Origin of the sequence: Lacinutrix sp. Hel_I_90 (assembly GCF_000934685.1) — a bacterium.
Classification (GTDB): Bacteria; Bacteroidota; Bacteroidia; order Flavobacteriales; family Flavobacteriaceae; genus Lacinutrix.
Genome location: NZ_JYNQ01000001.1, coordinates 359,689 through 386,081, shown reverse-complemented (window position 1 = coordinate 386,081; position 26,393 = coordinate 359,689). Strand labels below are relative to the sequence as shown.

Annotated in this window: 26 protein-coding genes and 1 pseudogene; 5 read left to right on the top strand and 22 right to left on the bottom strand. The window is 34.1% G+C overall.

Annotation, left to right across the window (positions count from 1 at the left end):
* Nucleotides 1–50: 50 nt before the first annotated feature.
* On the bottom strand, nt 51–2,873 hold the full coding sequence (locus tag GQ46_RS01730; protein ID WP_044404390.1) for a pitrilysin family protein: 2,823 nt from the start codon (nt 2,871–2,873) through the stop codon (nt 51–53).
* 107 nt (nt 2,874–2,980) lie between these two features.
* On the opposite strand from GQ46_RS01730, the gene GQ46_RS01725 reads away from it, so the two are divergent.
* Nucleotides 2,981–5,161: a T9SS type A sorting domain-containing protein gene (locus GQ46_RS01725; protein ID WP_044397789.1), complete on the top strand. Its 2,181-nt coding sequence runs from the start codon at nt 2,981–2,983 to the stop codon at nt 5,159–5,161.
* Nucleotides 5,162–5,170: 9 nt separating this feature from the next.
* Nucleotides 5,171–5,452 (top strand): DUF3817 domain-containing protein, encoded by a 282-nt coding sequence (locus tag GQ46_RS01720; RefSeq protein WP_044397787.1) that lies wholly within the window; start codon nt 5,171–5,173, stop codon nt 5,450–5,452.
* Nucleotides 5,453–5,479: 27 nt separating this feature from the next.
* Here the strand turns inward: GQ46_RS01720 and GQ46_RS01715 are convergent, their stop codons facing one another.
* Entirely contained in the window at nt 5,480–5,866 is a 387-nt protein-coding gene (locus GQ46_RS01715; RefSeq protein WP_044397785.1) for an acyl-CoA thioesterase, read from the bottom strand.
* A gap of 101 nt (nt 5,867–5,967) precedes the next feature.
* A pseudogene (locus GQ46_RS01710) lies at nt 5,968–6,249 on the bottom strand (DUF72 domain-containing protein); the annotation flags it as partial.
* 114 nt (nt 6,250–6,363) lie between these two features.
* Here GQ46_RS01710 and GQ46_RS01705 point away from each other — a divergent pair.
* On the top strand, nt 6,364–6,780 hold the full coding sequence (locus GQ46_RS01705; RefSeq protein ID WP_044404387.1) for a hypothetical protein: 417 nt from the start codon (nt 6,364–6,366) through the stop codon (nt 6,778–6,780).
* A gap of 12 nt (nt 6,781–6,792) precedes the next feature.
* Nucleotides 6,793–7,236, top strand: coding sequence for a hypothetical protein (locus GQ46_RS01700; RefSeq protein WP_044397780.1), 444 nt, complete (start codon nt 6,793–6,795; stop codon nt 7,234–7,236).
* 48 nt (nt 7,237–7,284) lie between these two features.
* Here GQ46_RS01700 and GQ46_RS01695 read toward each other — a convergent pair whose 3' ends face one another.
* From GQ46_RS01695 to GQ46_RS01675, 6 genes are all read right to left on the bottom strand, one after another.
* Nucleotides 7,285–7,956 carry a DUF2461 domain-containing protein gene (locus GQ46_RS01695; protein WP_044397778.1) on the bottom strand — a complete coding sequence of 224 codons (672 nt, stop codon included), beginning with the start codon at nt 7,954–7,956 and terminating at the stop codon, nt 7,285–7,287.
* A gap of 77 nt (nt 7,957–8,033) precedes the next feature.
* A complete protein-coding gene (locus tag GQ46_RS18030) occupies nt 8,034–8,165 on the bottom strand; it encodes a hypothetical protein (RefSeq protein ID WP_255350622.1) in 132 nt (43 codons plus the stop codon).
* A 110-nt stretch (nt 8,166–8,275) separates the two neighbouring features.
* Complete coding sequence (locus tag GQ46_RS17330; protein ID WP_044397776.1) at nt 8,276–8,437, bottom strand: DUF1328 family protein; 162 nt, start codon at nt 8,435–8,437, stop codon at nt 8,276–8,278.
* 56 nt (nt 8,438–8,493) lie between these two features.
* Nucleotides 8,494–9,390: a mechanosensitive ion channel family protein gene (locus GQ46_RS01685; protein WP_044397774.1), complete on the bottom strand. Its 897-nt coding sequence runs from the start codon at nt 9,388–9,390 to the stop codon at nt 8,494–8,496.
* Nucleotides 9,391–9,448: 58 nt separating this feature from the next.
* Nucleotides 9,449–9,952, bottom strand: coding sequence for a Dps family protein (locus tag GQ46_RS01680; protein WP_044397772.1), 504 nt, complete (start codon nt 9,950–9,952; stop codon nt 9,449–9,451).
* A gap of 153 nt (nt 9,953–10,105) precedes the next feature.
* Complete coding sequence (locus tag GQ46_RS01675; RefSeq protein WP_044397770.1) at nt 10,106–10,894, bottom strand: tRNA pseudouridine(38-40) synthase TruA; 789 nt, start codon at nt 10,892–10,894, stop codon at nt 10,106–10,108.
* A gap of 83 nt (nt 10,895–10,977) precedes the next feature.
* Between GQ46_RS01675 and GQ46_RS01670 the strand changes: the two genes are divergently transcribed.
* Nucleotides 10,978–11,394, top strand: a complete 417-nt coding sequence (locus tag GQ46_RS01670) for a hypothetical protein (RefSeq protein WP_044397768.1) — start codon at nt 10,978–10,980, stop codon at nt 11,392–11,394.
* Nucleotides 11,395–11,446: 52 nt separating this feature from the next.
* Here the strand turns inward: GQ46_RS01670 and hisIE are convergent, their stop codons facing one another.
* The 13 genes from hisIE to GQ46_RS01605 all read right to left on the bottom strand — a co-directional run bounded on the left by hisIE (nt 11,447) and on the right by GQ46_RS01605 (nt 26,349).
* Nucleotides 11,447–12,046, bottom strand: coding sequence for a bifunctional phosphoribosyl-AMP cyclohydrolase/phosphoribosyl-ATP diphosphatase HisIE (hisIE, locus tag GQ46_RS01665; protein ID WP_044397766.1), 600 nt, complete (start codon nt 12,044–12,046; stop codon nt 11,447–11,449).
* A gap of 100 nt (nt 12,047–12,146) precedes the next feature.
* Complete coding sequence (hisF, locus tag GQ46_RS01660; protein ID WP_044397764.1) at nt 12,147–12,902, bottom strand: imidazole glycerol phosphate synthase subunit HisF; 756 nt, start codon at nt 12,900–12,902, stop codon at nt 12,147–12,149.
* Nucleotide 12,903: 1 nt separating this feature from the next.
* Entirely contained in the window at nt 12,904–13,635 is a 732-nt protein-coding gene (hisA, locus tag GQ46_RS01655) for a 1-(5-phosphoribosyl)-5-[(5-phosphoribosylamino)methylideneamino]imidazole-4-carboxamide isomerase (protein WP_044397762.1), read from the bottom strand.
* Nucleotides 13,636–13,778: 143 nt separating this feature from the next.
* Complete coding sequence (hisH, locus tag GQ46_RS01650; protein ID WP_044397761.1) at nt 13,779–14,360, bottom strand: imidazole glycerol phosphate synthase subunit HisH; 582 nt, start codon at nt 14,358–14,360, stop codon at nt 13,779–13,781.
* Between the two features lie 95 nt (nt 14,361–14,455).
* Nucleotides 14,456–15,589: a bifunctional histidinol-phosphatase/imidazoleglycerol-phosphate dehydratase HisB gene (gene hisB, locus GQ46_RS01645; protein ID WP_044397760.1), complete on the bottom strand. Its 1,134-nt coding sequence runs from the start codon at nt 15,587–15,589 to the stop codon at nt 14,456–14,458.
* Nucleotides 15,590–16,648 (bottom strand): histidinol-phosphate transaminase, encoded by a 1,059-nt coding sequence (gene hisC / locus GQ46_RS01640; protein WP_044404384.1) that lies wholly within the window; start codon nt 16,646–16,648, stop codon nt 15,590–15,592.
* A 34-nt stretch (nt 16,649–16,682) separates the two neighbouring features.
* On the bottom strand, nt 16,683–17,972 hold the full coding sequence (gene hisD, locus GQ46_RS01635; protein ID WP_044397759.1) for a histidinol dehydrogenase: 1,290 nt from the start codon (nt 17,970–17,972) through the stop codon (nt 16,683–16,685).
* Entirely contained in the window at nt 17,972–18,829 is an 858-nt protein-coding gene (gene hisG, locus GQ46_RS01630) for an ATP phosphoribosyltransferase (protein ID WP_044397757.1), read from the bottom strand. Before hisG ends, hisD begins: the two co-directional genes overlap by 1 nt.
* 249 nt (nt 18,830–19,078) lie before the next feature.
* Nucleotides 19,079–19,894 (bottom strand): prohibitin family protein, encoded by an 816-nt coding sequence (locus GQ46_RS01625; RefSeq protein WP_044397755.1) that lies wholly within the window; start codon nt 19,892–19,894, stop codon nt 19,079–19,081.
* Between the two features lie 18 nt (nt 19,895–19,912).
* Nucleotides 19,913–21,946, bottom strand: a complete 2,034-nt coding sequence (locus GQ46_RS01620) for a hypothetical protein (protein WP_044397752.1) — start codon at nt 21,944–21,946, stop codon at nt 19,913–19,915.
* Nucleotides 21,947–21,949: 3 nt separating this feature from the next.
* The gene (locus GQ46_RS01615) at nt 21,950–22,486 is read right to left on the bottom strand and encodes a hypothetical protein (protein WP_044397750.1); all 537 of its coding nucleotides are present in this window, start codon (nt 22,484–22,486) and stop codon (nt 21,950–21,952) included.
* Nucleotides 22,487–22,502: 16 nt separating this feature from the next.
* Complete coding sequence (fabG, locus tag GQ46_RS01610; protein WP_044397747.1) at nt 22,503–23,249, bottom strand: 3-oxoacyl-[acyl-carrier-protein] reductase; 747 nt, start codon at nt 23,247–23,249, stop codon at nt 22,503–22,505.
* 130 nt (nt 23,250–23,379) lie between these two features.
* Complete coding sequence (locus tag GQ46_RS01605) at nt 23,380–26,349, bottom strand: pitrilysin family protein (RefSeq protein WP_044397745.1); 2,970 nt, start codon at nt 26,347–26,349, stop codon at nt 23,380–23,382.
* Between the last annotated feature and the right edge of the window lie 44 nt (nt 26,350–26,393).

Here is a 26,393-nt window from a genome sequence, read left to right as displayed (position 1 = left end):
TATAAAATTTTTCACAACTTAAAACATTGATTTTCAAAAGATAGAATCACCTATTCTATTGGATTTCCAAAAATATCTAACACAACAATTTCTTTGCCAAAGTTCTTTATTTCTTCAAATTGTGTTCCTTTATCTCCTACTACAACATATATCATATCTTTTTCATCCAAAAACGTAGTTATCGTTTTCTTGTAATCTTCTAGCGTCATTGAAACCAATTCTTTTTGATCTTCCTCTGTAAATGTAGTAGATAAATTATATTTACTAATGTTTTGAAGCATCCATAATTGCGCTCCCAAGCTCTCATAGGCTCTGGTATTGCCTTTTAAAATTTTGCTTTTTGTTAAATCAACTTCTTTTTCTGAAAAATCTTTAGCATAGTTTGAAACCATGTCTTTAATAATCTCCAGAGATTTTAGTGTTGCATTAGCCCTAACACTTGTTCTAATGGTAAAAGGTGCTATTTCTTTACTATTATCAATGCCAGAATAAGCACCATAAGTATACCCTTTTCCTATTCTTAAGGTTTGAAAGAGTTTTCCGCTGGAGCCGCCTCCCAGAACTTCATTTGCAAAACCTAACTTATTAGCATTTTCATTGGTTCTTGCCAAAGCTAACCGTCCAATTTGGATTACCGATTGTTTTGCTCCTGGGAAATCAATAAAATAAACGGTGTTAGCCTTTGGAGTTTCTGGTATGCTAAATTCAGGAATAGTTGTAGCTTCAACGGACCAATCTTCTAAAGTTACTAAGGTTTCTTCTACTTCACTTTTAGAAATGGCACCAGCAATATGAAAATTGGCGTTTTGAGGCGACAAGTTTTTATAATAATTCCTGAGGTCTTTAATTGTGATATCCTGCGTTGTTTGCTGTGTTCCAGAATCTGGAATAGACAAAATATGCTGGTCGCCATATAACAACTTATTATAAACCGAAGACGCAATAAAATTAGGATTAGCTTCTCTTCCTTTAATGCTCGTCGCTAATGCTTGCTTTAGTCTATCAAATTCCTTCTCATCCCAACGGGGTTCTAAAATAATTTCTTTTACCAAAGCTATCGTTTCTTTAAAGTTCTTAGCTAAGCAAGAACCCGTAATATGAAAATCTTCGCTTGTAGAATAGGTGCTAATATTGGCTCCCAATAAGCCAATAGCTTCTTCTAATCCAGCGGGTGTTTTGCTAGCAGTCCCTTCCATCATTATATCCCCTAATAAATTAGCTACACCAGATTTACCTTTAGGATCTAAAAGGTGTCCGCCAGGAATCGTTATATCAAATTGTATTAAAGGGACCTCGTTATTCTCAATACCATAAACAGCCATTCCATTATTTAATGCACTGGTCCAAACCACTGGAGATTTAAATAATGGCAACTGACCAAATTTAGGCTCGCTCCTATCATATTTAGAGGGTGTTTTCTTGTAGACAGCCTCTAAACCTTGACTAACCTCCTCGTTTGCCACGTCTTTTTTTACTTCTTCAATCCATACTTGCGCTTCATTTGCTTCTGCTACCGCTAAATTTAATTGTCCTTTAGGGACTACACTGGTCATAACATAGTGTTTTCCTTTAATGTATTTTTCGTAGACCGCCATGACCTCTTTAGCCGTTACAGCATCCATTAGTTTAGCAGTTTCTGTAATATAACTAGGATCCCCCTTAAACTCATTGTCCTCTACTAATTGAAATGCTTTATTTAAAACAGTGCTAATACCACGATACAAATTCGTTTCTAACTTTGCCTTGATGCGTTTTAAATCTTTCTCATTAACACCTTCTGTTTCAAAACGATTTAATCCTTTAGCTATAGCCTCATTTACGGTATCTAGGTCCGTACTATCATTTGCACGTACCACAAAAATAAATTCTCCTGCCAACTCACTACTACTTTGATAGGTTTGTACATTGGGAGCTAATTTTTGATCTTCAACAATCACCTTATATAATGGTGCATTTTTACTTCCACTCAACAATTGTCCTAATATTTCTAGTGCATATTTGTCTTTATGATACGTTTCGACCGTTGGATAAGTCATTCGTAATTCTGGGAGTTTTGCAAATCCATCTTCGTAGTATAACGATTTTGTTTCACTTAAGGTAACAGGCATTGGCGGAATCACTTCTACCTCTGGTCCGCTTGGTATTTCTCCAAACCATTGCTTTACTAATTTTTTAGTTTCTTCAATATCAATATCACCTGCAATGACTAACGAAGCATTACTAGCGCCATAATACTTAGTATAAAACGCCTTAACGTCATCTATAGTTGCTGCTTGTAAATCTGGTAAAGCACCAATAACCGTCCAGTTATATGGGTGCCCTTCTGGATAAAGGTTTTTACGTTTAATTTCATCTGTATAGCCATAAGCAGCATTATCAACACGTTGTCGCTTTTCATTTTTAACCACTTGTTTTTCGCGCTCTAAAGCTTCTTTGGTTACTGTATTAATCATATAGCCAAAGCGATCAGAATCGATCCACAGTATTTTTTCGAAAGCGTCTTTTGGCACCACCTCATAATAGACTGTATAGTCATTTGATGTACCTCCATTACGGCTACCTCCCCATTCTGGTATCATTTTTCTATTCGCTCCAACCGGAACATTTTCGCTGTCGTTAAAACTCATGTGTTCAAAAAAGTGAGCAAAACCAGTCTTTCCAGGTTTTTCTCTATTGGAACCAACGTGCATCATTGTGGCTACTGCAACAATTGGATCACTATGGTCCTCATGTAGAATAACTTCTAAACCATTATCTAAAGTGAATTTCTCATAGTCTATTTTAAAATCTTTTTCTGGTGTTTCACGAGACTCAGAAGCACATGAGACCAGAAGTATAAGACTTAGTAGAATGCTTAATTTTAACAAACGCATAGGGCATATTAATTTTAAATGAGCTTTAAAGGTAATTATTAAAATGAAATTGCTTTCTATTTCTAAGCAGTTTTTATTATGTTTACACATTCTATGAAAGAAAACTTATGAAAAATTTACTACTGGCTTGTGTTGTTTTCGCTGCAACATTTAGCAATCTTACAGCTCAACAATCTGTCGCCCGAGAATGGAATGAAGAACTACTTAGTGCTATTCGTTTAGATTTTGCTAGACCAACGGTACATGCCCGTAATTTATTTCACAGTTCGGTCGCGATGTACGATGCTTGGGCCCTTTTTGATTCACAGGCAGAAACCGTGTTTCTAGGTAAAAATTACAAAGGGTACGATTTTGTTTTTAATGGTATTGCTACTCCAGGTAATATTGATGCTGCAAGAGCAGAAATGATGAGTTATACCATGTTTAGGCTGTTAAGCCATCGTTTTGCTAATGCTCCCAATGCTGGTGCGATATTAACCGCTATTAGCACGCATTTCACCAATTTGGGATACGATCCAAATTTTACTTCTATAGATTACAGTACTGATTCTTATGCTGCTTTAGGCAATTATTTTGCTGCCGAAATTATAAACTTTGGAATGCAAGATGGCTCCAATGAACAAAATAATTATGCCAACCAGTATTATACTGCGACTAATGCGCCTTTAATATTACAGTTATATGAAGACAATACCACCATCGATCCCAACAAATGGCAGCCACTAGCTTTTGATGTTTTTGTAGATCAGAGTGGGAATACCTTCCCTAGTAACACTCCAGATTTTTTAAGTCCAGAATGGGGAGAGGTTATTCCTTTTTCATTAAAAAATGAAGATTTAGCTATCATTAATAATGGTTTTGATTGTTATGTTTATAATGATCCTGGTCCTCCAGCTTATATTCAGAATTCTAACGAAGACGGTATTGATGACCCATACAAATGGTATTTTGCTTTAGTAATTGCTTGGTCATCGCATTTAGACCCAGATGACAGCACTATGATTGACATTTCACCAGCTTCATTGGGTAACGTTGATATTGCTAATTTTCCAGAAACATTTCAGGAATACCAAGCCTTTTATGATTTCACTAATGGTGGCGATCCAGGAACGGGTTATGCCTCAAACCCTAAAACAGGATTACCTTACACACCACAATTAATTAAAAGAGGTGATTATGCCAGAGTTTTAGCAGAGTTTTGGGCAGATGGACCAGATTCTGAAACACCTCCTGGTCATTGGTTCACGATTTTAAATTATGTCAGTGATCATCCTGATACTGTAAAACAATTTAATGGTCAAGGTACCGTTTTAAGTGATCTTGAATGGGATGTTAAAAGTTATTTAGCGCTTGGCGGAGCCATGCATGATTCGGCCGTTGATACATGGGGAATCAAAGGGTATTATGACTTTATTCGACCGGTTTCTGCGATTCGCTACATGGCAGGAAAGGGACAAAGTACAAATACCAGTTTAGCTAGTTACGACCCACACGGCTTACCTCTTATTACTGGTTTAATCGAATTAATTAATACTGGCGATCCATTAGCTGGTTCTGGAGATGAAAATGTTGGAAAAATTAAAGTTAAATCATGGAAAGGCCCTGATTTTATTACTAATCCAGATACAGACGTTGCTGGGGTAGATTGGATTTTAGGAGAACATTGGTGGCCCTACCAACGTCCTACGTTTGTTACTCCTCCATTTGCAGGCTATTTATCTGGCCACTCTACCTTTTCTCGTGCAGCCGCCGAAGTATTGACTTTGTTAACAGGTGACGCTTTCTTCCCAGGAGGAATGGGGACTTTTGACGTGATACAAAATGATTTTTTAGTCTTTGAAGAAGGCCCAACCGAAAGCTTTACACTACAATGGGCTACTTATCGGGATGCCTCAGATCAAACGAGTTTATCTCGTATTTGGGGCGGTATTCATCCCCCTATTGATGATATTCGTGGTCGACAAATTGGTGAACAAATTGGTGTAGATGCATTTAATTTAGCTGTAAACTATTTTAATGCGACACTTTCTGTTCCAGAAAACACTTTAAATGTCCTTAGTTTTGATTTATTTCCAAATCCTGTTGTTGACAATTTGAATTTTCAGACGGAAAATAGTTCAATCACTTCAATAGAAATTTATTCGTTAAATGGAGTAAAATTACTATCGCAGGAGATTTCAAATAACAACTCTATAAATCTCTCTTTTTTACAAAGCGGTTTATATTTCGTATCCCTTTTAAATCAAAATGACAATATTTTAACTACAAAAAAAATAGTAAAACAATAAGCGAATACTATGCTCAGAGCCTTTAGAATTATAGCCTTTTTAGAAGGTGTTTCGTATCTTTTGTTAATGGGAGCAGCTGTTTATAAACGTATGCCTTCAGGACATGATGAATACGTTAAACTATTAGGTATGCCACATGGTTTGCTATTTGTTGCGTACATTGCATTAGCCATTTTTTTAAGATCAACTTACCAATGGAACACTAAAACTTTTAGTCTCATCTTTTTAGGGTCTCTCATTCCTTTTGGGACCTTTTATGTTGACTATAAATATTTGAGACCGCTGGCTTAGAAAAAAGGCGATTATAAAAATAACAGGCTATTTCAACCGATCTTTAATGTATTCTATTTTTATTTTACCATGAGGCTTTACGTTACCTTCACCATCTAAATTTACCATTACAATTTTCTCTAAAGTAATAATGGCTTCACGCGTCATCATATTACGTACTTCACAACGCAAGGTTAAAGAGGCTCTACCAAATTTTACAACCTCAATTCCAATTTCTATAATATCACCCGTTTTAGCAGAACTTTTAAAATCTATTTCCGCAATATATTTTGTAACCACATGCGCATTTTCAAGTTGAACGACAGCATATAATGCTGCCTCCTCATCAATCCAGGCTAATAGTCTTCCACCAAACAGCGTTCCATTTGGGTTTAGGTCTTCTGGTTTTACCCACTTTCTAGTGTGAAATCTCATATCTTAAATAGGTTTTATTTTACATTACATGAATCGTCATTCGGAATTCGGAATTGTTGAGGAACAACCTAATTCCGCATTAAGTTTTTTACAAAATAAAGTGTTTTATGATACCATTTAGCAAACTGCTCCGCAGGAAAGATTCTGTAAAATGTAGCTTTTAACTCCAAAGCATTAAACTGAGTTGAATAGTAAGCCAGTTCATCTTTCATACCTCTAGGGTAAAAACCTTTAAGGTCTGCCCTGTTCCATTTTGCACAACCTAAACAAACCTTTGGCACAGCATCCGCTTTCGTTAAATTTAAAACACGTTTGGTCGTCTTTTGGTCTTCTGGTAGCGTAAAATCTACCAGTCCTGGATGGTCTACACTTCCAAATTTTATTTTGGTTTCATTTTAATGCTAAAGATAATTGTTCATAACACGGTTAACAAGAAAAACCTTGATCAAAATATAAACACGTCTTTATTGATATTTTTATACAAACTTATAATTATGATGACATCCAGAGATCAACAATTATTAGCCATAAGACCAATAATTTCTTCAATAATAATTACTGACAAGATGAGTAATGAAGAACATTTTCAAAATATTACATTAAGACCAGTAATTAAATTACAAAACGATTTATTGATTGAAGTCTTTAAAAACTATATTACAAAACATAAAAATGTCTTTTATCAATTGACTTTAGAAAGGCGTCTGCATTATATAGAAAATGCCATACAAAAAGATATTAAATTTAGAAACGCATTAAAAGGCATGGTGATCGGCCAGTTTACTACTGATGAATACCTTAAGTACATTGAAAACTCTTCTGCTTTAAATAAACGAATGATGAATATTGTTAAGCAAAGACTCCAAAACAATATTCAATTATTTGAAAAGACAGAAATATTAAAAGCCGTATAACTATAGTAATCAATGACAACGAAACAAAAGCTTTTACACTATTGTAATACTTATGTAGAACAGCGTATTACAGATTATAAAAATGAAATTGAGTTAATTAAAGACGCTATTGAGAGCAATCAAGGTAGCGCAGAGGATGAAGACCATGGAAATGGCAAACTCTTGAATGATTTAGAGAAAAATTCAGGTTATCTTAACGAAGCCAGAAAAACGCAAGAATACCTTAAGCAGGTAAAAATAAATTTATTATCTCCAAATGTAGCTTTAGGTAGTTTGGTGAAAACGAATACCTTGCATTTCTTTATCTCAATTAGCTTAGGGAAAATTGATTTAGAAGATGAAAGCTATTATGCAATTTCATTAGAGTCTCCAATTGGTCAGCTTTTAAAACAAAAAACAAAAGGGGATACCTTCGAATTTAAAAACAATAAATACACCGTTGTAGAGGTGATTTAACACTTGCTTTTGATAGCACTTGAACAATACGTTTGTTCCTTATTTTTCTTAATCCTTAATCGTTGAAACCCCATTAAGGTCCGTGGTTAAAATAGCGCTCATATAATTAAAAAAAGGACGAATCGTTTTAAAATTAGCACTCACGGTTTCAGCAAAATCAGGAGCCATAACCTCTTTATTAGTAAGTTTTTTGACAAAAATAAACTGCTTATGCCGAATCAAATCTATAGCAGCATGTTCTTTGTCAAAACCTTTTGGCGCCGTTTTTAATTCCTCACCCACTAAGTCCCCCCAAACAGATTTTAGTGCGTTATCATTTATTATATCACGAATATCACTGGCATCCACTTCCAGTTCCTTTCTAATTCTCAATAAATCTTCTTTGTCTGGGTTCCAAAAACCAGTAGCGATAAAATTATTATCGGGCTGAATTTGCAGGTAATACCCTCCTCTTAATTTTGGTTTTGTTCTGTGAAACGCAACGCCAAAATTGTTTTTATAAGGTTGTTTGTTTTTAGAAAACCGAACATCTCTATAAATTCTAAAGAGTTTCATTTTCTCAAAAGCATCATGAGCCTGCATTTGCTTATAAATAGCATTAGATGCCGTCTTAACTTCTTTTAATGCTTGTTCATATTCAGCCTTATTATCTGCAAACCACTCACGATTATTATTTTTTTCTAATTTTTTTAAAAAATCTAAAGCTATTTTTATGCTCATTCTAAATGTTATTTGGCGGCTGAAAGTACAAAAGTCCCGATTACTATCGAGACTTTTTTTTATAATATAAACTTTTTTTAATCTACTGCATCTTCGATATCGTCTGCGACGTCTTCTACAGCATCTTCTGCTTTACTCTCTTCTCTACAAGATGATAATACTGTTGAAAGAGAAAATAACACTAAAAATAAATAAGATAATTTTTTCATATTGATTTAATTTTTAAAGGTTGATTATGTATTAAAAATAGTAATAAATGAGCGTTATTTTTGCTTCTAAACTAAATAAATTCAAGCTCATTTATCACTAAGAGTATTTACTATTTTTTTAACCCGCCTCTCAACAAGGACAGAATAAAAAGTACAATAAAAATAAAGAAAAGTATTTTAGCAATGCTTGCTGCTCCACCAGCAATTCCACCAAATCCTAGTATTCCTGCAATGATTGCAATAATAATAAATGTAATAGTCCAACGTAACATAGTTTTAATTTTTTAAGGGTTAGTAATTGTATTTAAATTGTATTCAATAATTTAGCTTATACCTCATGTGATTCTTTCTCTGGTTTAGACACGCTTAATTCATTATTAAATTGTAACGTCCTAATTGGAAATGGTATATTAATATTTTCCTTATCAAAAGCCTTCTTAATCTCTAAAATAGCGGTGCTTTTCGCTTTTATTTCTTCTATAACACTTTGGGCATCAATCCAAAATCTACATAAAAAATTAATTGAACTTCCTCCAAACTCTTCATAGAAAAACTCCACCTTATCCGGAGAATCAATATGACTAAACGTCTTAGATATGGTTTCTTTAGTTATGGTTTTTACCAATTCTAAATCCGACTCATAGCCTACACCGCATCTGATCACAACTCTCATTTTTGACGTTAACGCGTAATTTTTTATTGGATTTTGAAGTATCGACGTGTTCGGTATCAGGACCATGTTGTTATCTGCCTCTTTAAGGACAAAGTTCTTTAAACTGATTTCTACTACTTCACCAGAAAATCCATTGGTTTCAACCCAATGCCCTATCTCTATACTTTTTCTAAAGCTCAAAACAACACCAGCAAATGTATTACTAAGTGTTCCTTGCAACGCTAGGCCAATAACTAAACCAGAAACGCCAGCTGCTCCTATTAACGTTTCAAGTGTTTTACTTAAATTTAAAACACCTAAAGCTAAGAAGAAACCAACAGCAACAACTAAAACAGCAGCTATTTTAGTGATAATGTTTACCAATGAATCTTGATTAATTTTCTTTGATACCAATCTACCAACAAATCGAGAAATATATCTTGAGATGTAATAGAAAACAACTAATACTATTATTGCAATTATAAGGTTTGGTATGCTTTTAATAAAAGCATTAAACCATCCTAATAATTTATCTGATAAAAGTGCTAGCGCTTTGCTGAATTCGTCTGACATAATAATTTTAGAAGTATAAAGTTAGAAGTAATGAAAAGTATGTTTTGCTTCAAAAACATTAACTTTTAACTCCATCCCTTTCAAGTTGTTCATTAGTGCTTTTAGACCAAGCATTTAGCATCCAACTTGTTTTTTCTAACTCCCTAATGTATGCTCCAATCAAGTCTATAGTACCCTCATCTCCTGCCTCATTTGCTTTCTCTATTATGGCACTCATTTGTTTCAGCACTTTTTTGTGATCGCTTAGGAGCTCTAAAATCATTTCCTGATCTGTAATCAAGCCTGATGTTTCTTGTAATGATGTTATTCTTAAATAATCGCTTAAGGTACTTACTGGATGGTGTCTTAAGGTCAATATGCGTTCTGCTATTTCATCTATTTTAAGTCTCGCATCATTGTACATGTTTTCAAATTGGATATGTAAGTCGAAGAAGTTTTTCCCTAATATATTCCAATGAAAATTTCTTAGTTTTTGATAATATATATGATAGTCAGATAGTAACGTATTCAACTCCATTACTACCGGAATTAGTTTTTCGTCTTTAATATTTAGGTAACTCATATGTTGGTTATTGTTTTAAATTGCTTTCAATATAACCGTGAGAGCCAACTTATCAAACCATTTAACAGGCTTTAACAGTGTTCGGTTTTTATTAACCTAATTTATGTTAATGAGAATACTATTTTACTAAAAAAATTAACAATCAAATTTTAACTATTCGAATGAAATTTGTTTTAAAATTAATCCTGAAGCCGGAGCTATGTAGTCCATTTTAATGGTGTTATCAGGTTCTAAAGAGGCCTTTATATCCTCTAATGTATGTTTTCCTTTACCAAGATCAATTAAGGTACCCATCATGAGACGAATTTGATTTCTCATAAAACCCTGACCTCTAACGCGTAATAAATAGCTTTGCTTTGGGAAAAAATTCGCGGTATAAATGCTGTTCTGTACAATCTCACAAGTTAAAATTTCACGATTATAAATTCCTGTATCTGAGGGTTTGTAACAATACGTTTTTAAATAATGTTGCCCTTCAAATAGTTTTGCACCTCTTTTCATACTATCAATATCCAAATCATCAAGTATGGTTGTGAGTATTGCCGCACAGAACGGATGGAATTTATCACCAAAAGCAAATAGATATAAATACTCTTTTACTTTAGGCGTATTTATAATATTAAAATCGGCATCCACTTCTTTAATAGTTAAAGCACGAATGTCTTGCGGTAAATTAGTATTAAACAGCCTTAAAAACTCTTCTAAATCTTCTAGTGGTTCATAAAGAAAGAGCTCGATAGCTGTTTCTTCAGCTGAAACCATGGCATCTGTTCTACCAGACGCTAAACTTTTAAAACGCTTCCCTTCTAAGATGAAATTAAACGTTCGGTCTACCATAAGATGCAGGGTTTTCACATCTGGTTGCTTTTGCCAACCGTGGAAACGGTAGCCTAGATATTGAATGGTAATAAGGTAGAAAAATTTTTTATTAAATGAATTCATAGAAGCAGCAAGTAACCTATTTTAAGAGATATGACAAAATTTTTATACCTTGTATTATATTAACTAAGTAAAAAAAATAAATTATGGCAGAAATATCAAGAGTTAAACCGCCCATATGGTTTTGGATAGTGTGCGTTATAGCACTGGTTTGGAATATTTTAGGTATTGGTGCTTATTTTGCTCAAGTAAGTATGACATCAGAGATTATAGCAGCTTTACCACAAGAGCAGCAAGACATGTATGCCAACCTCCCTGTATGGTACATGATCGTATTTGCATTAGCTGTATTTGGCGGGACTTTGGGTTGTATGGGGTTGTTATTAAGAAAAAAATGGGCTTACCTTATCTTGCTCATTAGTGCTGTTGCTGTTGTTATACAAATGAGTTATGTCGTTTTTGGTATTAAAATGCCTAATCCTATGACGCCATTGGTAATTATAGTCTCTTTTGCATTAGTATATTTTTCAAAATCTGCCACAAAAAAGGGCTGGTTAAATTAAAACGTTCTTTAAAAAGCATCAGAAAATTTCTGGTGCTTTTATCTGGTGTTCTTTATTTTTCTCTTCCTTTTAAAACGTCAACGACAGCGTTCAATTTAAACCCTTTTGCTTGCAGCAACATTAAATAATGAAATAATAAATCTGCACTTTCGTTTAAGAATAAGTTGTCATCATTATCTTTAGCTTCTATAACGACTTCTACTGCTTCCTCTCCTACTTTCTGAGCAATCTTATTGATTCCTTTTTCAAACAAAGAAGCAACGTATGATTTTTCACCAGTAGCATTAGTTCTCCTGTCTTCTATGGTGCTTTCGAGTTTAGAGATAAATCCGAAATTTTCAGTATTTGTTTCATTCCAGCACGTATCAGTGCCTTTGTGACAGGTTGGGCCTTTTGGGTTCACGTTAATTAAAAGCGTATCATTATCGCAATCCAACTTAATAGCCACTAAATTTAATACGTTTCCGCTTTCTTCTCCTTTAGTCCATAAACGCTGCTTACTTCTACTAAAGAACGTTACCAATTTAGTGTCTTGTGTTTTCTTTAATGCTTCAGCATTCATATACCCTAACATCAAAACGTTTTTTGTGGTTGCGTCTTGAATGATCGCAGGAATTAATCCGTCCTTATTTTTATTAAAATCTATGTCCATTTTATTTTATTTGTCATTGCGAATCCATGTTTTTGGTTTGACATGGTACTCTTCTTATAGTAAGATTCCGTTGTTTTTCCTCGTTCTCGGTGGCGTCAAACTACAATCTAACGTTTATATTATTATTCTTTAATGCTTCTTTTAAATCTGAAATAGGTATTTCTCCAAAATGAAACACACTGGCAGCCAACGCTGCATCTGCTTTTCCTATTTCAAATGTGTCTATAAAATGCTGAATGGTTCCTGCTCCACCAGAAGCTATTATAGGAATGTTTAATTCTTTTGAAAGTTTCGCTAAAGCGTCATTTGCAAAACCAGCTTTTGTACCATCATTATTCATAGAGGTAAATAAAATCTCACCAGCACCTCTGCTCTCAACTTCTTTTGCCCAATCGAATAAATTTAATGTTGTAGGAATGCTTCCTCCAGCTAAATGTACTATCCATTCTCCTTCAATCTGCTTGGCATCAATAGCAACGGTAATGCATTGGTTACCAAACTTATTAGCCAATTCATTAATGAGTTCCGGTCTCTTAATTGCTGAAGAGTTAATAGACACCTTGTCTGCGCCTGCCTTTAGTAACCGGTCTACATCATCTATAGATGAAATACCGCCACCAACCGTAAATGGAATATTCACTTGCTCAGCCACAGATAACACCATTTCTAAAGTCGTATTTCGCCCTTCTAATGTTGCTGAAATGTCAAGAAAAACGAGTTCATCTGCCCCTTTTTCAGCATATTGTTTGGCTAAAGCCACAGGATCTCCTGCATCAATTAAATTAACGAAATTGACACCTTTAACAGTTCTGCCATTTTTAATATCCAGGCATGGGATGATTCGTTTTGTAAGCATATTATAAATAGCGTTGTAATTGTTGTAAGCTGATTTTGTTTTCGTAAATAGCTTTACCAATAATCACTCCTTCACAACCCATTTCTTTTAATATTGGCAACTCGTCAATATTTGAAATCCCTCCTGAAGCGACCAACTTTATGGTTTGACCGTCACTATGACTACACTCCGCAATAATCTTTTGATACAAGTCAAATGAAGGCCCTTCGAGCATACCATCCTTAGCAATATCTGTACAGATGACGTATTTAATCGCTTTCTTTTGATAGTTTTTTATGAATGGAATCACATCTAAATTACTTTCCGTCTGCCAGCCACTAATGGCTATTTTTTCGTTATTACAGTCGGCTCCCAAAATTATTTTTTGCGCACCATATTTAGAAATCCATCCTTCAAAGGTTTCTCTATCATTAACGGCAATACTCCCTCCTGTAATTTGTTTTGCGCCAGAATTAAATGCGATGTGCAAATCTTCATTAGTTTTTAATCCGCCACCAAAATCGATTTTAAGATCGGTTTTACTAGCAATTTGTTCTAAAACACGATGATTAACAATGTGTTTTGCTTTTGCACCATCTAAATCTACTAAATGTAAATATTGGACACCTGCCGCTTCAAATTCTTTAGCAACCTCTAGCGGATTCTCATTGTATACTTTTTTGGTATCGTAATCCCCTTTTGTGAGTCTTACACATTTACCATCTATTATATCTATTGCTGGTATTATTCTCATTGTCTACGTTCCCTTATCTACGGGAATCTTTTTATAATTAATATATTACTTCTCTATTTTCAAGATATACAAAATCTTGCAGATACTGCTGTTTTATTTTTAAACCTACACCGTTTTCAAAACCGTGCAAGACTAAGCAAAAGTTACAGCATCAGAAAATTTTTCAAAATTTGCGCGCCTGCAATACTACTCTTTTCCGGGTGAAATTGTACCCCGTAAAAATTATCTTTTTGTAAGGCAGATGCATAATCAAATTCATAATGTGTTGTGGCAATTTCCTCTTTACATTGTTCTGCGTAAAAGCTATGCACGAGATACATAAAAGCCCCGTCTTCTATGCCCCTAAATAATTCTGATTTTAAATTTGAAATGGTATTCCAGCCCATCTGTGGTACTTTAACAACATTAGAAAACCGTTTTATATCGACATCAAAAATACCTAATCCCTTGGTATTCCCTTCTTCAGAGTGATTACACATGAGTTGCATGCCCAAACAAATACCTAAAACGGGCTGTTTTAGATTAGGAATTAATGCATCTAATCCCGAGTTTTTTAACATCTGCATCGCGTTACTGGCTTCTCCAACACCTGGAAAAATGATTCTATCTGCTGCCATTATTTCTTCAGGACTGTTAGATAAAACAGCATCAATCCCTAACCTTTTAAAAGCAAATTGTATGCTTTTAATATTGCCTGCACCATAATCTATTATTACTAATTTCATTGGAAAATTTTTATTTTCATTTCCGTACAAACGGAACCTTTAAACCTTTTATATTAATCCTAGACTCCTCTTCAAGAGCGGAATGAGTACATCACTTATAACATTCCTTTAGTGCTTGGCAAGATCATTTTTTCAACATCTCGTTTTACAGCCATTTTAATCGCTTTTGCAAACGCTTTAAAAATAGCTTCAATTTTATGATGCTCATTAGTCCCTTCTGCTTTTATATTCAGATTGCATTTTGCGCCGTCAGTAAAGGATTTAAAGAAATGAAAAAACATTTCTGTTGGCATTTTACCTATCATTTCTCTATTAAATTCGGTTTCCCAAACCAACCAATTTCTACCTCCAAAATCAATAGCTACTTGAGATAAACAGTCGTCCATAGGTAAACAAAAGCCATAACGTTCGATACCCAATTTATTACCTAAAGTGCTAGCAAATACTTCTCCTAAGGCAATAGCAGTGTCTTCAATAGTATGATGCTCATCGACTTCTAAATCACCAGCTACTTTTATCTTTAAATCTAATTGGCCGTGACGTGCTATTTGGTCTAACATGTGGTCGAAAAAGGCAATACCTGTATCTATTTCACTTTTCCCTGTTCCGTCTAGATTTAAATCTATCTGTATTTTGGTTTCGTTGGTGTTTCGGGTAATATTTCCTGTACGTTCTTCAGCTTTTAAAAAGGTGTAAATGGCTTCCCAATCGTTACTTTCCAAAGCGATAAAGTCATTTAAGGCTTCATGTTTTACAGTGATTTCATCTGTACCTAAATTGGTGTTATCGTTTATAAAGATGCCTTTTGAACCCAAATTTTTAGCCAGTTCTATATCTGTTAAACGATCACCAATTACGAAAGAGTTTGCCAAATCATAATCTTCTGAAAAGTACTTGGTCAACAACCCCGTGTTGGGTTTACGCGTTGGTGCATTGTCTTTTGCGAAGGTTCTGTCAATAAATTGTTCTTTAAAAACAACACCTTCAGCTTCAAAAGCTTTTAAAATAAAGTTATGCACTGGCCAAAACGTGTTTTCAGGATAAACGGCAGTCCCTAAACCATCTTGATTGGTAATCATTACAATTTCAAAGTTTAAATCTTTAGCAATTTTACTTAAATATTGAAATACTTTTGGGTAGAATTCTAGTTTTTCAAACGCGTCAATTTGTTCGTCTGCTGGCTCTTTTATTATTGTTCCGTCTCTGTCTATAAATAGTACGCGTTTCATTTAAAGTTCTTTTAATGTTTTAATCAATTTATTATTTTCAGTACTCGTTCCTACAGTAAATCGCAAACAATTTTCACATAATGGCTGGTTTGTTCTATTACGAATTACAATCCCTTTTGCTATTAATCCGTCATAGCGTTTATTAGCGTCATCTACTTTTACCAATAAAAAATTAGCATCTGAAGGGTATATTTTTTCAATAAAGTCAATGCCAGAAAGTTCTAATATGAGTTTTTCTCGCTCTTCTTTTAATATTTCAATTTCGTTTTTTACCTCAGTAAGATTACTTAAGCGTTGCATTGCTTTTTGCTGGGTCAACTCATTAACATTATAAGGTGGCTTTATTTTTTTTAAAGTCTCAATGATTTGAACTGAAGCATAACAAATACCGAGTCTAATACCTGCCAAACCATAGGCTTTTGAAAGAGTTTGAGTCACAATTAAATTTGGAAACTCGCCTAATTTACTTATCCAGCTTTCTTCATTTGAAAAATCGATATATGCTTCATCAATGACTACAACACCGTTAAATTCTTTTAAAAGTTTTTCTATTGTTGAAGCTTCAAAACTATTGGCCGTTGGGTTGTTTGGCGAACATAAAAACAAGATTTTAGAGTTTTTATTTGAAGCCTCTAAAATAGCATCGACTTTAGGCTGAAATGTATTGGATAGTTCAACTTTTATAACTTCAATAGCGTTGGTATTCGCCAAGACCTCATACATCCCGTAAGTTGGTGGCAAGGTAATGACATTGTCCTCCTTAGGTTCGCAAAAGGCTCTAAAAACGAGGTCTAAAACTTCATCACTCCCATTCCCAAGCAGCATCTTTTTTCCTGAAACGCCTTTGATTTTTGACAGTAATTCTTTTAGTTTTAATTGCTGTGGATCTGGATACCGATTCACGCCATTATTGAACGGGTTTTCATTAGCATCTAAAAATACCATGTCTTTGATTTCACTATTGTATTCATCACGTGCTGAAGAATAGGGTTTTAGTGCTTTAATATTATCTCTTATTAAGCTATTTAGATTAAATTCACCGCTCTGGCCTGAGGACATCTCTCCAGCAGCGAGGGCATTATTCGATGTCTTATTAATCATTTTTTAAATCTTTTAAACGAATTGATACTGCGTTTTTGTGAGCTTGTAAGCCTTCGGCTTCAGCCATTAATTCGATGGTATTTCCTATATTAAGTAAGCCTTCTTTTGAGATTTTTTGAAAGGTAATACTCTTTGTAAAACTATCTAAGTTCACTCCTGAATACGCTTTACTAAACCCATTAGTTGGTAAGGTATGATTGGTTCCCGAAGCATAATCTCCTGCGCTTTCTGGCGTGTAATTACCAATAAACACTGATCCTGCGTTGCTAATGTTATTGATGAAGAGGTCTTCATTTTTACAACATATTATAAAATGCTCTGGGCCATATTCATTAATTAATTCTAAAGCGGTATTATCATCTTCAACATAAATAAGTTTAGAATTGGCAATCGCCTTTACCGCAATTGCTTTTCTTGGCAAAAGCGCTATTTGTTTTTCTACTTCAGAGGACACATCTTCTATAAATTGTCTGGAAGTTGAGACTAAAATCACTTGACTATCGCTACCATGTTCTGCCTGACTTAGTAAATCTGAAGCCACATAAGCAGCATTTGCCGAGTCATCTGCTACCACCAATAATTCACTTGGACCTGCCGGCATATCTATAGCCACGCCAAACTTGGTTGCTAGTTGTTTTGCGACAGTAACAAACTGATTTCCTGGCCCGAAAATTTTATTAACCTGAGGCATATTCTCAGTACCAAAAGTCATTCCTGCAATCGCTTGAATACCACCAACCTTTATGATTTTTGTCACACCACATAATTGAGCCGTGTACAAAATTTCATTCGCGATTTTACCTTCTTTATTTGGTGGAGAACATAATACTAGTTCTTTGCACCCAGCAATATTTGCTGGTATAGCCAACATTAAAACCGTAGAGAATAGAGGCGCTGTACCCCCTGGAATATACAAACCTACTTTTTCAATCGGTCTTTTTTCCTGCCAACATTGAATACCTGGCATGGTTTCTACAAAAACTTTATCTGTTATTTGCGCTTTATGGAAGGCTTCTATGTTTGATTTAGCTTGCTGAATGGCTTGTTTTAATGCTTCTGAAACATTTTTTACTGCGTCTTCTATCTCTTCTGTTGTAACCACGTTGGCGTTTAAATTTACACCATCAAATAATTCTGTATACTTTGAAACGGCAACATCTCCATTTCTTTTGACATCATCAAAGATTTGATTTACCGTTGTTTCGATATCATCAACTGATTGTGTTGGACGCTTTAAAATGTTTGTCCAATCTTTCTTTTTAGGATTATTTATAATATTCATTAGAGTACCATTTTTTCTATTGGACAAACTAAAATACCTTGTGCACCTTTTTCTTTCAACTCATCGATAACCTCCCAGAATTCATTTTTATCAATTACTGAGTGTACCGAGCTCCAACCCTTTTCTGCTAAGGGTAAAACTGTTGGGCTTTTCATGCCTGGCAGGACACTTATAATCTCTTCAAGTTTGTCATTTGGCGCATTTAATAATACGTATTTAGAATTTTGACCTCTTAAAACCGATTGAATTCTAAATTGCAATTTTTCTAAAAGCTTTTGGTTGTCTTTTGAAATACTAGGTGAAACCGCTAAAACAGCTTCTGACTTTAAAAGCACTTCTACTTCTTTTAATCCATTTTTGAATAAGGTGCTTCCACTTGAAACGATATCACAGATACCATCTGCTAAGCCAATGTTTGGAGCTATTTCTACAGAACCGTTGATAATGTGTAGTTGTGCAGTTATGCCGTTTTGCTCTAAAAACTGATTCACCGTATTGGGATAGGAAGTCGCGATGCGCTGTCCTTGTAAATCTTTTAAGCACTTTGCTTTAGAGGCTTTTGGGACCGCAATAGAAACACGACATTTTGAAAATCCTAGTCGCTCTGCAATAACTAACTCTTGTCCTTTTTCAATTAAAACATTTTCACCAATAATAGCGATATCAACAACGCCATCTCTTAGATACTGGGGAATATCGCCATTTCTAAGATAAAAAACCTCTAGAGGGAAATTAGCTGCTGATGCTTTTAATTGATCTTTACCATTGTCTATTGAGATGCCAATGTCTTTTAGAAGCGCCATGGAATCTTCGTTTAAACGCCCTGATTTTTGAACTGCAATTTTTAGTTTACTCATAATAACCTCCCGAGGAAGCGGGGTCTTTTATTAAATTTGAGCAAAATCAAAAAGGTTAGAAATACAAAAACCCGCTTGATTCGCTCAAACGGGTTTAAAAATATGTTGATTTTATTCAATACACTTTCAGCTCGCTTGATGGCAAGTATGAAAATGATGATGATGAGATTGAATAAAGGTCATTTCTGTTTTTGTTCTTTGCAAAGATTGTAAAATAATTATTACAAATCCTAATCTTTTATAAAAATTTTATTGGTTCCCTAATATAATAGGTAATCCAGAGTCTCCAGAACCAATAACAATAACTTTACTGTTTGGTGATTCTGCTAATTTCATAGTGGCATCAATACCTTTATCCTGTAAAATTTTATCTGTTAAAGAAGCACTTAAAATTCTATTTGATTCTGCTTTTCCTTCAGCTTCAATAATTACTTTTTCAGCCTCTTTAGCTGCGGTTACCAATCTGAATTCGTATTCTAAAGATTCTTGTTCTTGCTTTAATTTACGCTCAATAGCATCTTTAATTGTTGGAGGTAAGGTAACATCTCTAACTAAGACATCATTCAATATAATGTATTGATCATCCAGAATTTTTTTTGTTTCATCAAAAATTTCATTTTGAATAATATCTCTTTTACTAGAATACAGTTGCTCTGGCGTATAACGACCAACCACACTTCTCGCTGCAGATCTCAATGCTGGTTTAATAATTCTATCCAAATAATCTGCCCCTTTTTCTTGATGTAATTTCCCTAAATCTACTGGATTTGGCATGTACCAAGCAGTGGTTTCTAATATAATATCTAAACCATTTGATGACAATACTTTCATTTTCTCAAAAAGTTCTTGCTGACGCACTTCGTAAATAATTACTTCGTTCCAAGGTGCTACAATATGAAATCCTTCACCTAAAGGCGGTTTATCTGTTACAACACCATTGTCAAATGTTTTATAAAGCACCCCTGCTTGACCAGAGTCTATAGTTACAGCTGATTTTGCTAAAATAATGATGAGTATAATTACTCCTATAATAATTGGTATTCCTATTTTTGGTAATCTTTCCATTTCTATTAAATTATTTAATTATATTAATCCGTTATATTTTCTCAGAAACCACTCGATAGCTAAGGCTAAGGCTATTAGACCTAGCAAGTATTTCCAATCGATTAAAGGTACAATATTTTTACTGCTTTTTTGTATTGGTTTGAAACGATTATCGTTTACTAAATTTTCAAAAAGCGACGTGTAATTGTTAACAAAATAGCTTTGTCCCTGACTTTGAGATGCTAACCGCTTTAACTTTGCAACATCAGCATTCAAAAACTGTTGCTCCACATTATATTCTAAAATTTTAAAATTTCCAGACTTTGAAATGTTCTCGCTTGTTGCCTTTACAGTAAAACTATAATCTGAAGCAGGTAAGCTACTTAAATCTACTTGATAATTATTATTTTTAAGTATTAATGGGATGGTTCGCGATTGTTTTGACTCCTTATCTCTTAAGGTAATAGTAAGGTTTTCATTGGCATCAAATTCATAGTTCTTATTGAAAAACTGTGCCGAAAGTATCACATTATTATTCCCTTGATAAAACGATTCATAATCTAGGTTCAATCTGTTTTTTCGTTTGTTAGAAGCCAAATACTGAATCAATTTACCTAAAAAATCATCAAACGCATTAAAGTTCTTTTCGTTTACAAAACTCTGTGCTCTCCATTTCCAAATATTTTCTCCCAACAGAATAGCTTCACGGCTGCCATTGGTTTCAAAAGTCGCTAGTAGTGGCTGTTCAGTATCTAAACTCCCTAACTTTTTATAAAGAATCGTTTCTATTGGCACAGAAAATTCAAGATCTCCAAATGAGGCCTTTAGCGGCGGAAAGGATTCAAAGTCTAAATCATCAACAATAAAAGTGTTATAATTGGTATTTAAAACCGGTTGATACTCTTCTTTTTCATTGTTGATATCTTGTTTGTAATGCGCATTTACTGAATTTAGAAAACGCCAATCCGTTTTTGGTCCAGCAATGATAAATTTATTCTTGTTTTGAAGTTTCATGGCTTCAAACAAATTCTTAAATGAATTGTTTGGCTGATACAATATAACCAATTGAAAATCATTTAGTTTATTTATTACTTCTTGCGGCTTTAATAATGATACGTTACGCTGTTCATTACTTTCGATACTCTTTTTTAAAGCCCCCAAATCTGGATGTAAAATACTACTTACAATCGCGACATTTGTTTTTTCATCAATGACTTCTACTGCGAAATTTCGACTATTATTACTCTTGTTTTTTTCACTTGTACTTGGCAAAATAGTTGCACGATATGTTTTTACTCCAACAGCATTTGCTGGTAAAGTAAAATTAATTACCTGCGAATTATCTGTTTTACTTAATGTTACCGGTTTTGAAAATACTGTTGTGTTCCCAGAAGTGACTACAAATGTCGTGTTCACTGTTTCTTCCCCATTATAAACTACAATAGTTTCAATGGGAAATCTGTTTTTTAAAAAGGCGTATTTATTAACGTTTAGTTGCTTAATTTTTAAATCGGTATAAGCAGTGGTATCGCCTAAAACTATTGGGTAAACAGGCTGCTTGTATTGTTTTGCAGAATACTCATAGTCATTACCATAGGTTTGATTACCATCGGTTATTAAAAGAGTTGGCGCTATGGTGTTTTTATAAATCTGATTCAGCCCATTAAAGACTTTATCTATGCTTGTTTGTTCTTCAGTAAAACTCAAGGAATCAGTTGCATTCAGGGTGCTTCCAAAGGAAAACACATCAATATTGAAGGCTTTATTTAAGATTTTGTTTTTTTTAATAGCCGCAACAATGTCTGACACATTTTCTGTCTGATTTAAATGTGGAATAGACTTAGAGTTATCTACTGCTACAACCAAATTTGGTTTTTCATTATAAACCGTAACTTGTTCAAATTTGGGGTTAATAAGTAGTAATAAAACCCCAAAAACGCTTATAAAACGTAACAAAGCAAAAAGCCCATTCTTTTTAGAATTTCCTTTTGCTTTGTATTTATATTGGAATAGCGCTAATAAAAGCGCTATTATTCCAGCTAATATGATATATAGAATGACTTGTGTAGACAATGATTATTCTACTTTATTTAATTTAAAAGAATCAAAAAACTTGTTAATGTCGTCATTGTCGTCATTTTCAACTAAACAAATGGTCTGTACAGCATATAAAGCACTATCCTTTAAATACATATTCATATACATAAAAGCCCCTTGAACTTCTATTTTAGCCGCTCTACCAGGACTACCGTTTAGTTCAATTTTATTTGCATAAACAAGTTTTCCTTGTACATTGCCAACCGCTCCATCTACAGAACCATCTAACATGGTTTCAATCTTACTGTCATCAACTTCATCCTGATTTATAGGGTATTTAGTATGAATTACCATGTATATTAAGTTTTCACTACTCCCCTCTGCAGTAGATGCATCAACCATAAACATATTCATCGTTAAATCTCCAACTTCTGTTGGCACCTCTTGATTCACCATTTTTGGCTCACCAGGTAAATCAACACTAAAATTGAAGTCTTTATTCTCATAGGTCGTCCAGTCTTGAGCTAAAACTGTAGAACTTACTATTAAGCTGAGTACTATTAATATCTTTTTCATATATTTTCTATAAAGTTTAAGTTAACATTCCGCCGTCTACGTTTATGGTTTGCCCAGTAACATAAGCAGACATGTCGCTCGCTAAGAACACACAAACATTTGCAATATCTTCTGGCGTCCCGCCACGTTTTAAAGGAATGGCATTTCTCCAGTTTTTTACTGTTTCTTCATCTAATTTCGCAGTCATTTCTGTCTCAATAAACCCAGGAGCAATCACATTACTTCTAATATTTCTTGACCCCAATTCTAAAGCAACAGATTTTGAAAACCCTATAATTCCAGCTTTAGACGCCGCATAATTGGTTTGCCCTGCATTTCCTTTAACCCCTACAACCGAACTCATATTAATAATTGAGCCTTTACGTTGCTTTAACATCGTACGTTGTACCGCCTTCGTCATATTGAAAACAGATTTTAAGTTCACTTCAATTACTTTATCAAAGTCTTCCTCACCCATTCTCATTAAAAGGTTGTCTTTTGTAATCCCTGCATTATTTACTAACACATCGATACTTCCAAACTCTTTTAGCACTACTTCTGCTAATTCCTGAGCTTCATCAAAACTTGCAGCGTTACTCTTATATCCTTTAGCTTTTACACCTAAAGCGTTTAATTCTTTTTCTAATTCATTAGCTGCTTCAACCGAAGAACTATATGTAAAGGCTACATTTGCACCTTGTTGTGCAAAAACTTCCGCTATACCTTTACCAATGCCACGGCTTGCGCCTGTGATTATTGCTGTTTTACCGTCTAAAAGTTTCATTAATTTTTTTTAATTTATTAGTCATTCAAATATAGTAATTACAATGAGTATTAAATAAAAAACCTCATAATTTGTTTTCAATTATGAGGTTCTATTACAAATTCCCGCCTTGTAAATAGCGTTACAATAGTTATAGTTTCACTGCTTCGGGCTTTTCATAATTAAATAAATAATCGACGTCCATTTCTTGAACCTCTCCTAGTTTTTTCAGTGCCTTAAAGTCAATATCTTTTTTGTTACCAACAACCATTACGTTATAGTTTTCACCTTTAATATTTTTATTGAAAAACGCTAGTAAATCATTCAGAGTCATACTTTTAATTGTATTGTACATTTTCTCACGATGATCTTCATTGATTCCTAATTTCTGAAGTCTTTCGTAAGACCAAAAAACATCAGCTTTCGTAATACGTTCTGCCGCTATTTTCTTTAATGTCGCTTCTTTTGCTGCATTAAATTGCTCCTCTGCTTTTGGCATGTTACTCATTAAAGCCATCATTGCATCAACAGCTTCAGGCATCTTATTTGCCTGCGTCCCAATATATGCCATGACATAATTCGCATCTTCTTGTTTGCGTGCTGTTGCGTAATTTGACCAAGCAGAATACGCTAAGGATTTAGACTCGCGAATTTCCTGAAAAACGATTGATGATAAACCACCACCAAAATAGGTGTTAAATAAAGTAGATGCCGCCATGTTTTCCGGCTTAAAAGGCTCCCCTTTTGCTAAAAACATCATCTCACTTTGCACCATATCATAGTCTACAAAATACACATTACCTCCTGTTTCTTTTTCAACATAAGTAACAGCTTCTGGATACGTCTTAAGGTCGTCAGTAATTTCATGATAATCATTTAAAGCTTCAACAGCGGCACCTACATTTTTTCCATAATAGAATACACGTTGTTTATAATCTTTTAAGCCTTTTATAATGTCTACCAATTCCTGTGGATTAATATCTTGCATTTCAATAACAGAAAGAATATTACGCAATTTTGAGTTTTCGCCATACTTTGCATAATTCAACAAACCAGAACGCAAAATACTGCCTTTGTTAGTTTTATTGTTTTGTCTGTCTTTAGCAATTGACTCTACATACTTATTATAGGCCTTTTGATCTGGAATTGCGTTTTTCCATAAATGCTCTAACAACTCTAAGCCTTTAGGAAGGTTTTCTTTTAATCCGCTTAAACCTACAAATGTTTGTTCGCCACCGGCGTTAACAGAATAGTCAATCCCTAATTTGTAGAATTCTTTTTTTAATGCTTCAGCTGAATATTTATCGGTTCCTAAATACGTTAAATAATCGACTGCAAAACCTAATTTTTTATCGTTATCGCTACCCATATCGAAAATAATATTCAAATTGAATAAATCATTCGTTTCATTTTCAATATACGAGACTTCTAAACCGCTATCAGTCTCTGTTTTTTTAATTTCGGAAGCATAATCCACATAGACCGGCTCTAAAGGCTTAGATTCCTTAGCATTAAAATTTTTGATGTATTCTGATGCATTGTCTCTATTTAAATTTACTGGTGTTATCCCTGGATTAGACACTTTTACGATGCTATTATCAACACCTTTTCGTTTATAGGTTACCACATAATTGTCGTTATAAAACGCATTTGCAAAATCGACTACCTCTTGCTTTGAAACCGCTTTTAAGTCCTCTAAAAACTTTACTTTATTTACCCAGTCTTCATGATGAATAAAGGCGTTGAAGTAGGCTGAAGCCAAAGCTGTACTGTTTTCATACCGCTTCAATTGTGTTTTTTTTAAATCATTAACGACTGCTTCAATCATCCAATCTTCAAACGCTCCTTTTTTTAGTTTTTCTACTTGCTCTAAAATCAAGGTTTTTACCTCGTCTAGGGATTGTCCTTCTTTTGGAGCGCCATTAAAACTATGATAACCATAATCATTTAAAAAAGTAGTTGAACAGCTTGCATTTTGCACGAGTTGCTCTTGATTTAAATTTAAATCTATTAACCCTGCGTTACCGTTTGCCAAAATCATATCACAGAGGGTTACCATTATTTCATCATTAGTATTAACGCCTCCAGCCCTATAAGCAATGGAAACACTCTCTGCTGTTGGACCAAAGACTTCGTTTGTAACTACGCTTGTAATGGGTTGTTCTTTGGGTAATGTTGGATGTGTTACTTCTTTTCGTTTCAGGTTTCCAAAGGTTTTATTTACCATTTTAATCGTTTCATCAAACTCTAAGTCACCAACTAATACCATAGCCATATTGTTTGGCACATAATATTTATTGAAATAATTATTGATATCTACTAATGATGGGTTTTTTAAATGCTCGGCTGTGCCTATAGTTTTCTGTTGGCCATACGGGTGATTTGGAAATAAGCCTTCTAACATGGCTGAGTACCTTTTTCTTCCATCACTATCCTGTCCGCGATTAAATTCTTCAAAAACGGCTTCTAGTTCGGTATGAAATAAACGCAATACCAATTGACCAAAACGCTCTTCTTCCAATTCTAACCATTTCTCTAATTCATTCGCCGGAATTTTATTTTTATAAACGGTTTCTTCAAACCAAGTGTGCGCATTAGTACCTGTGGCACCAAGTGAACTCGTCATTTTATCATATTCATTGGCTACAGAATAATTTGAAGCTTCCAAAGAGATGCTATCAATTTTCTTATACAGTGCCAATTTTATATCAGGATTAGTTTCAGCTCTATGTTGTTCGTATAATTCTGAAATTTGGTCTAAATAGACTTTTTCTTTTTCCCAATCAACAGTACCAATTTCATCGGTTCCTTTAAAAACCATATGCTCTAAATAGTGTGCAAGACCTGTAGATTCTTGAGGGTCATAGTTAGAACCCGCTCTTACAGCAATATAAGTTTGTATTTTAGGTTCATCTGTGTTTTTACTTAAGTAAACTTTAAGGCCGTTATCTAAAGTATACAAACGCAATCCTGTAGGATCATTAGCTACTGTTTCATAATTAAAGCCGTTAGCATCGACTTGCTGTTCGGTTTTATAAGCCATTGTTTTGCCGCTCTCCTCTTTGCAACTGTACATAGCGGTAACAAATAGGAAGAGTACAACAAATTTTAAATGTTTCATTTTTGGTTGTTTTTTGATTAAAAAAAAGTTCGTTGACTAAATTA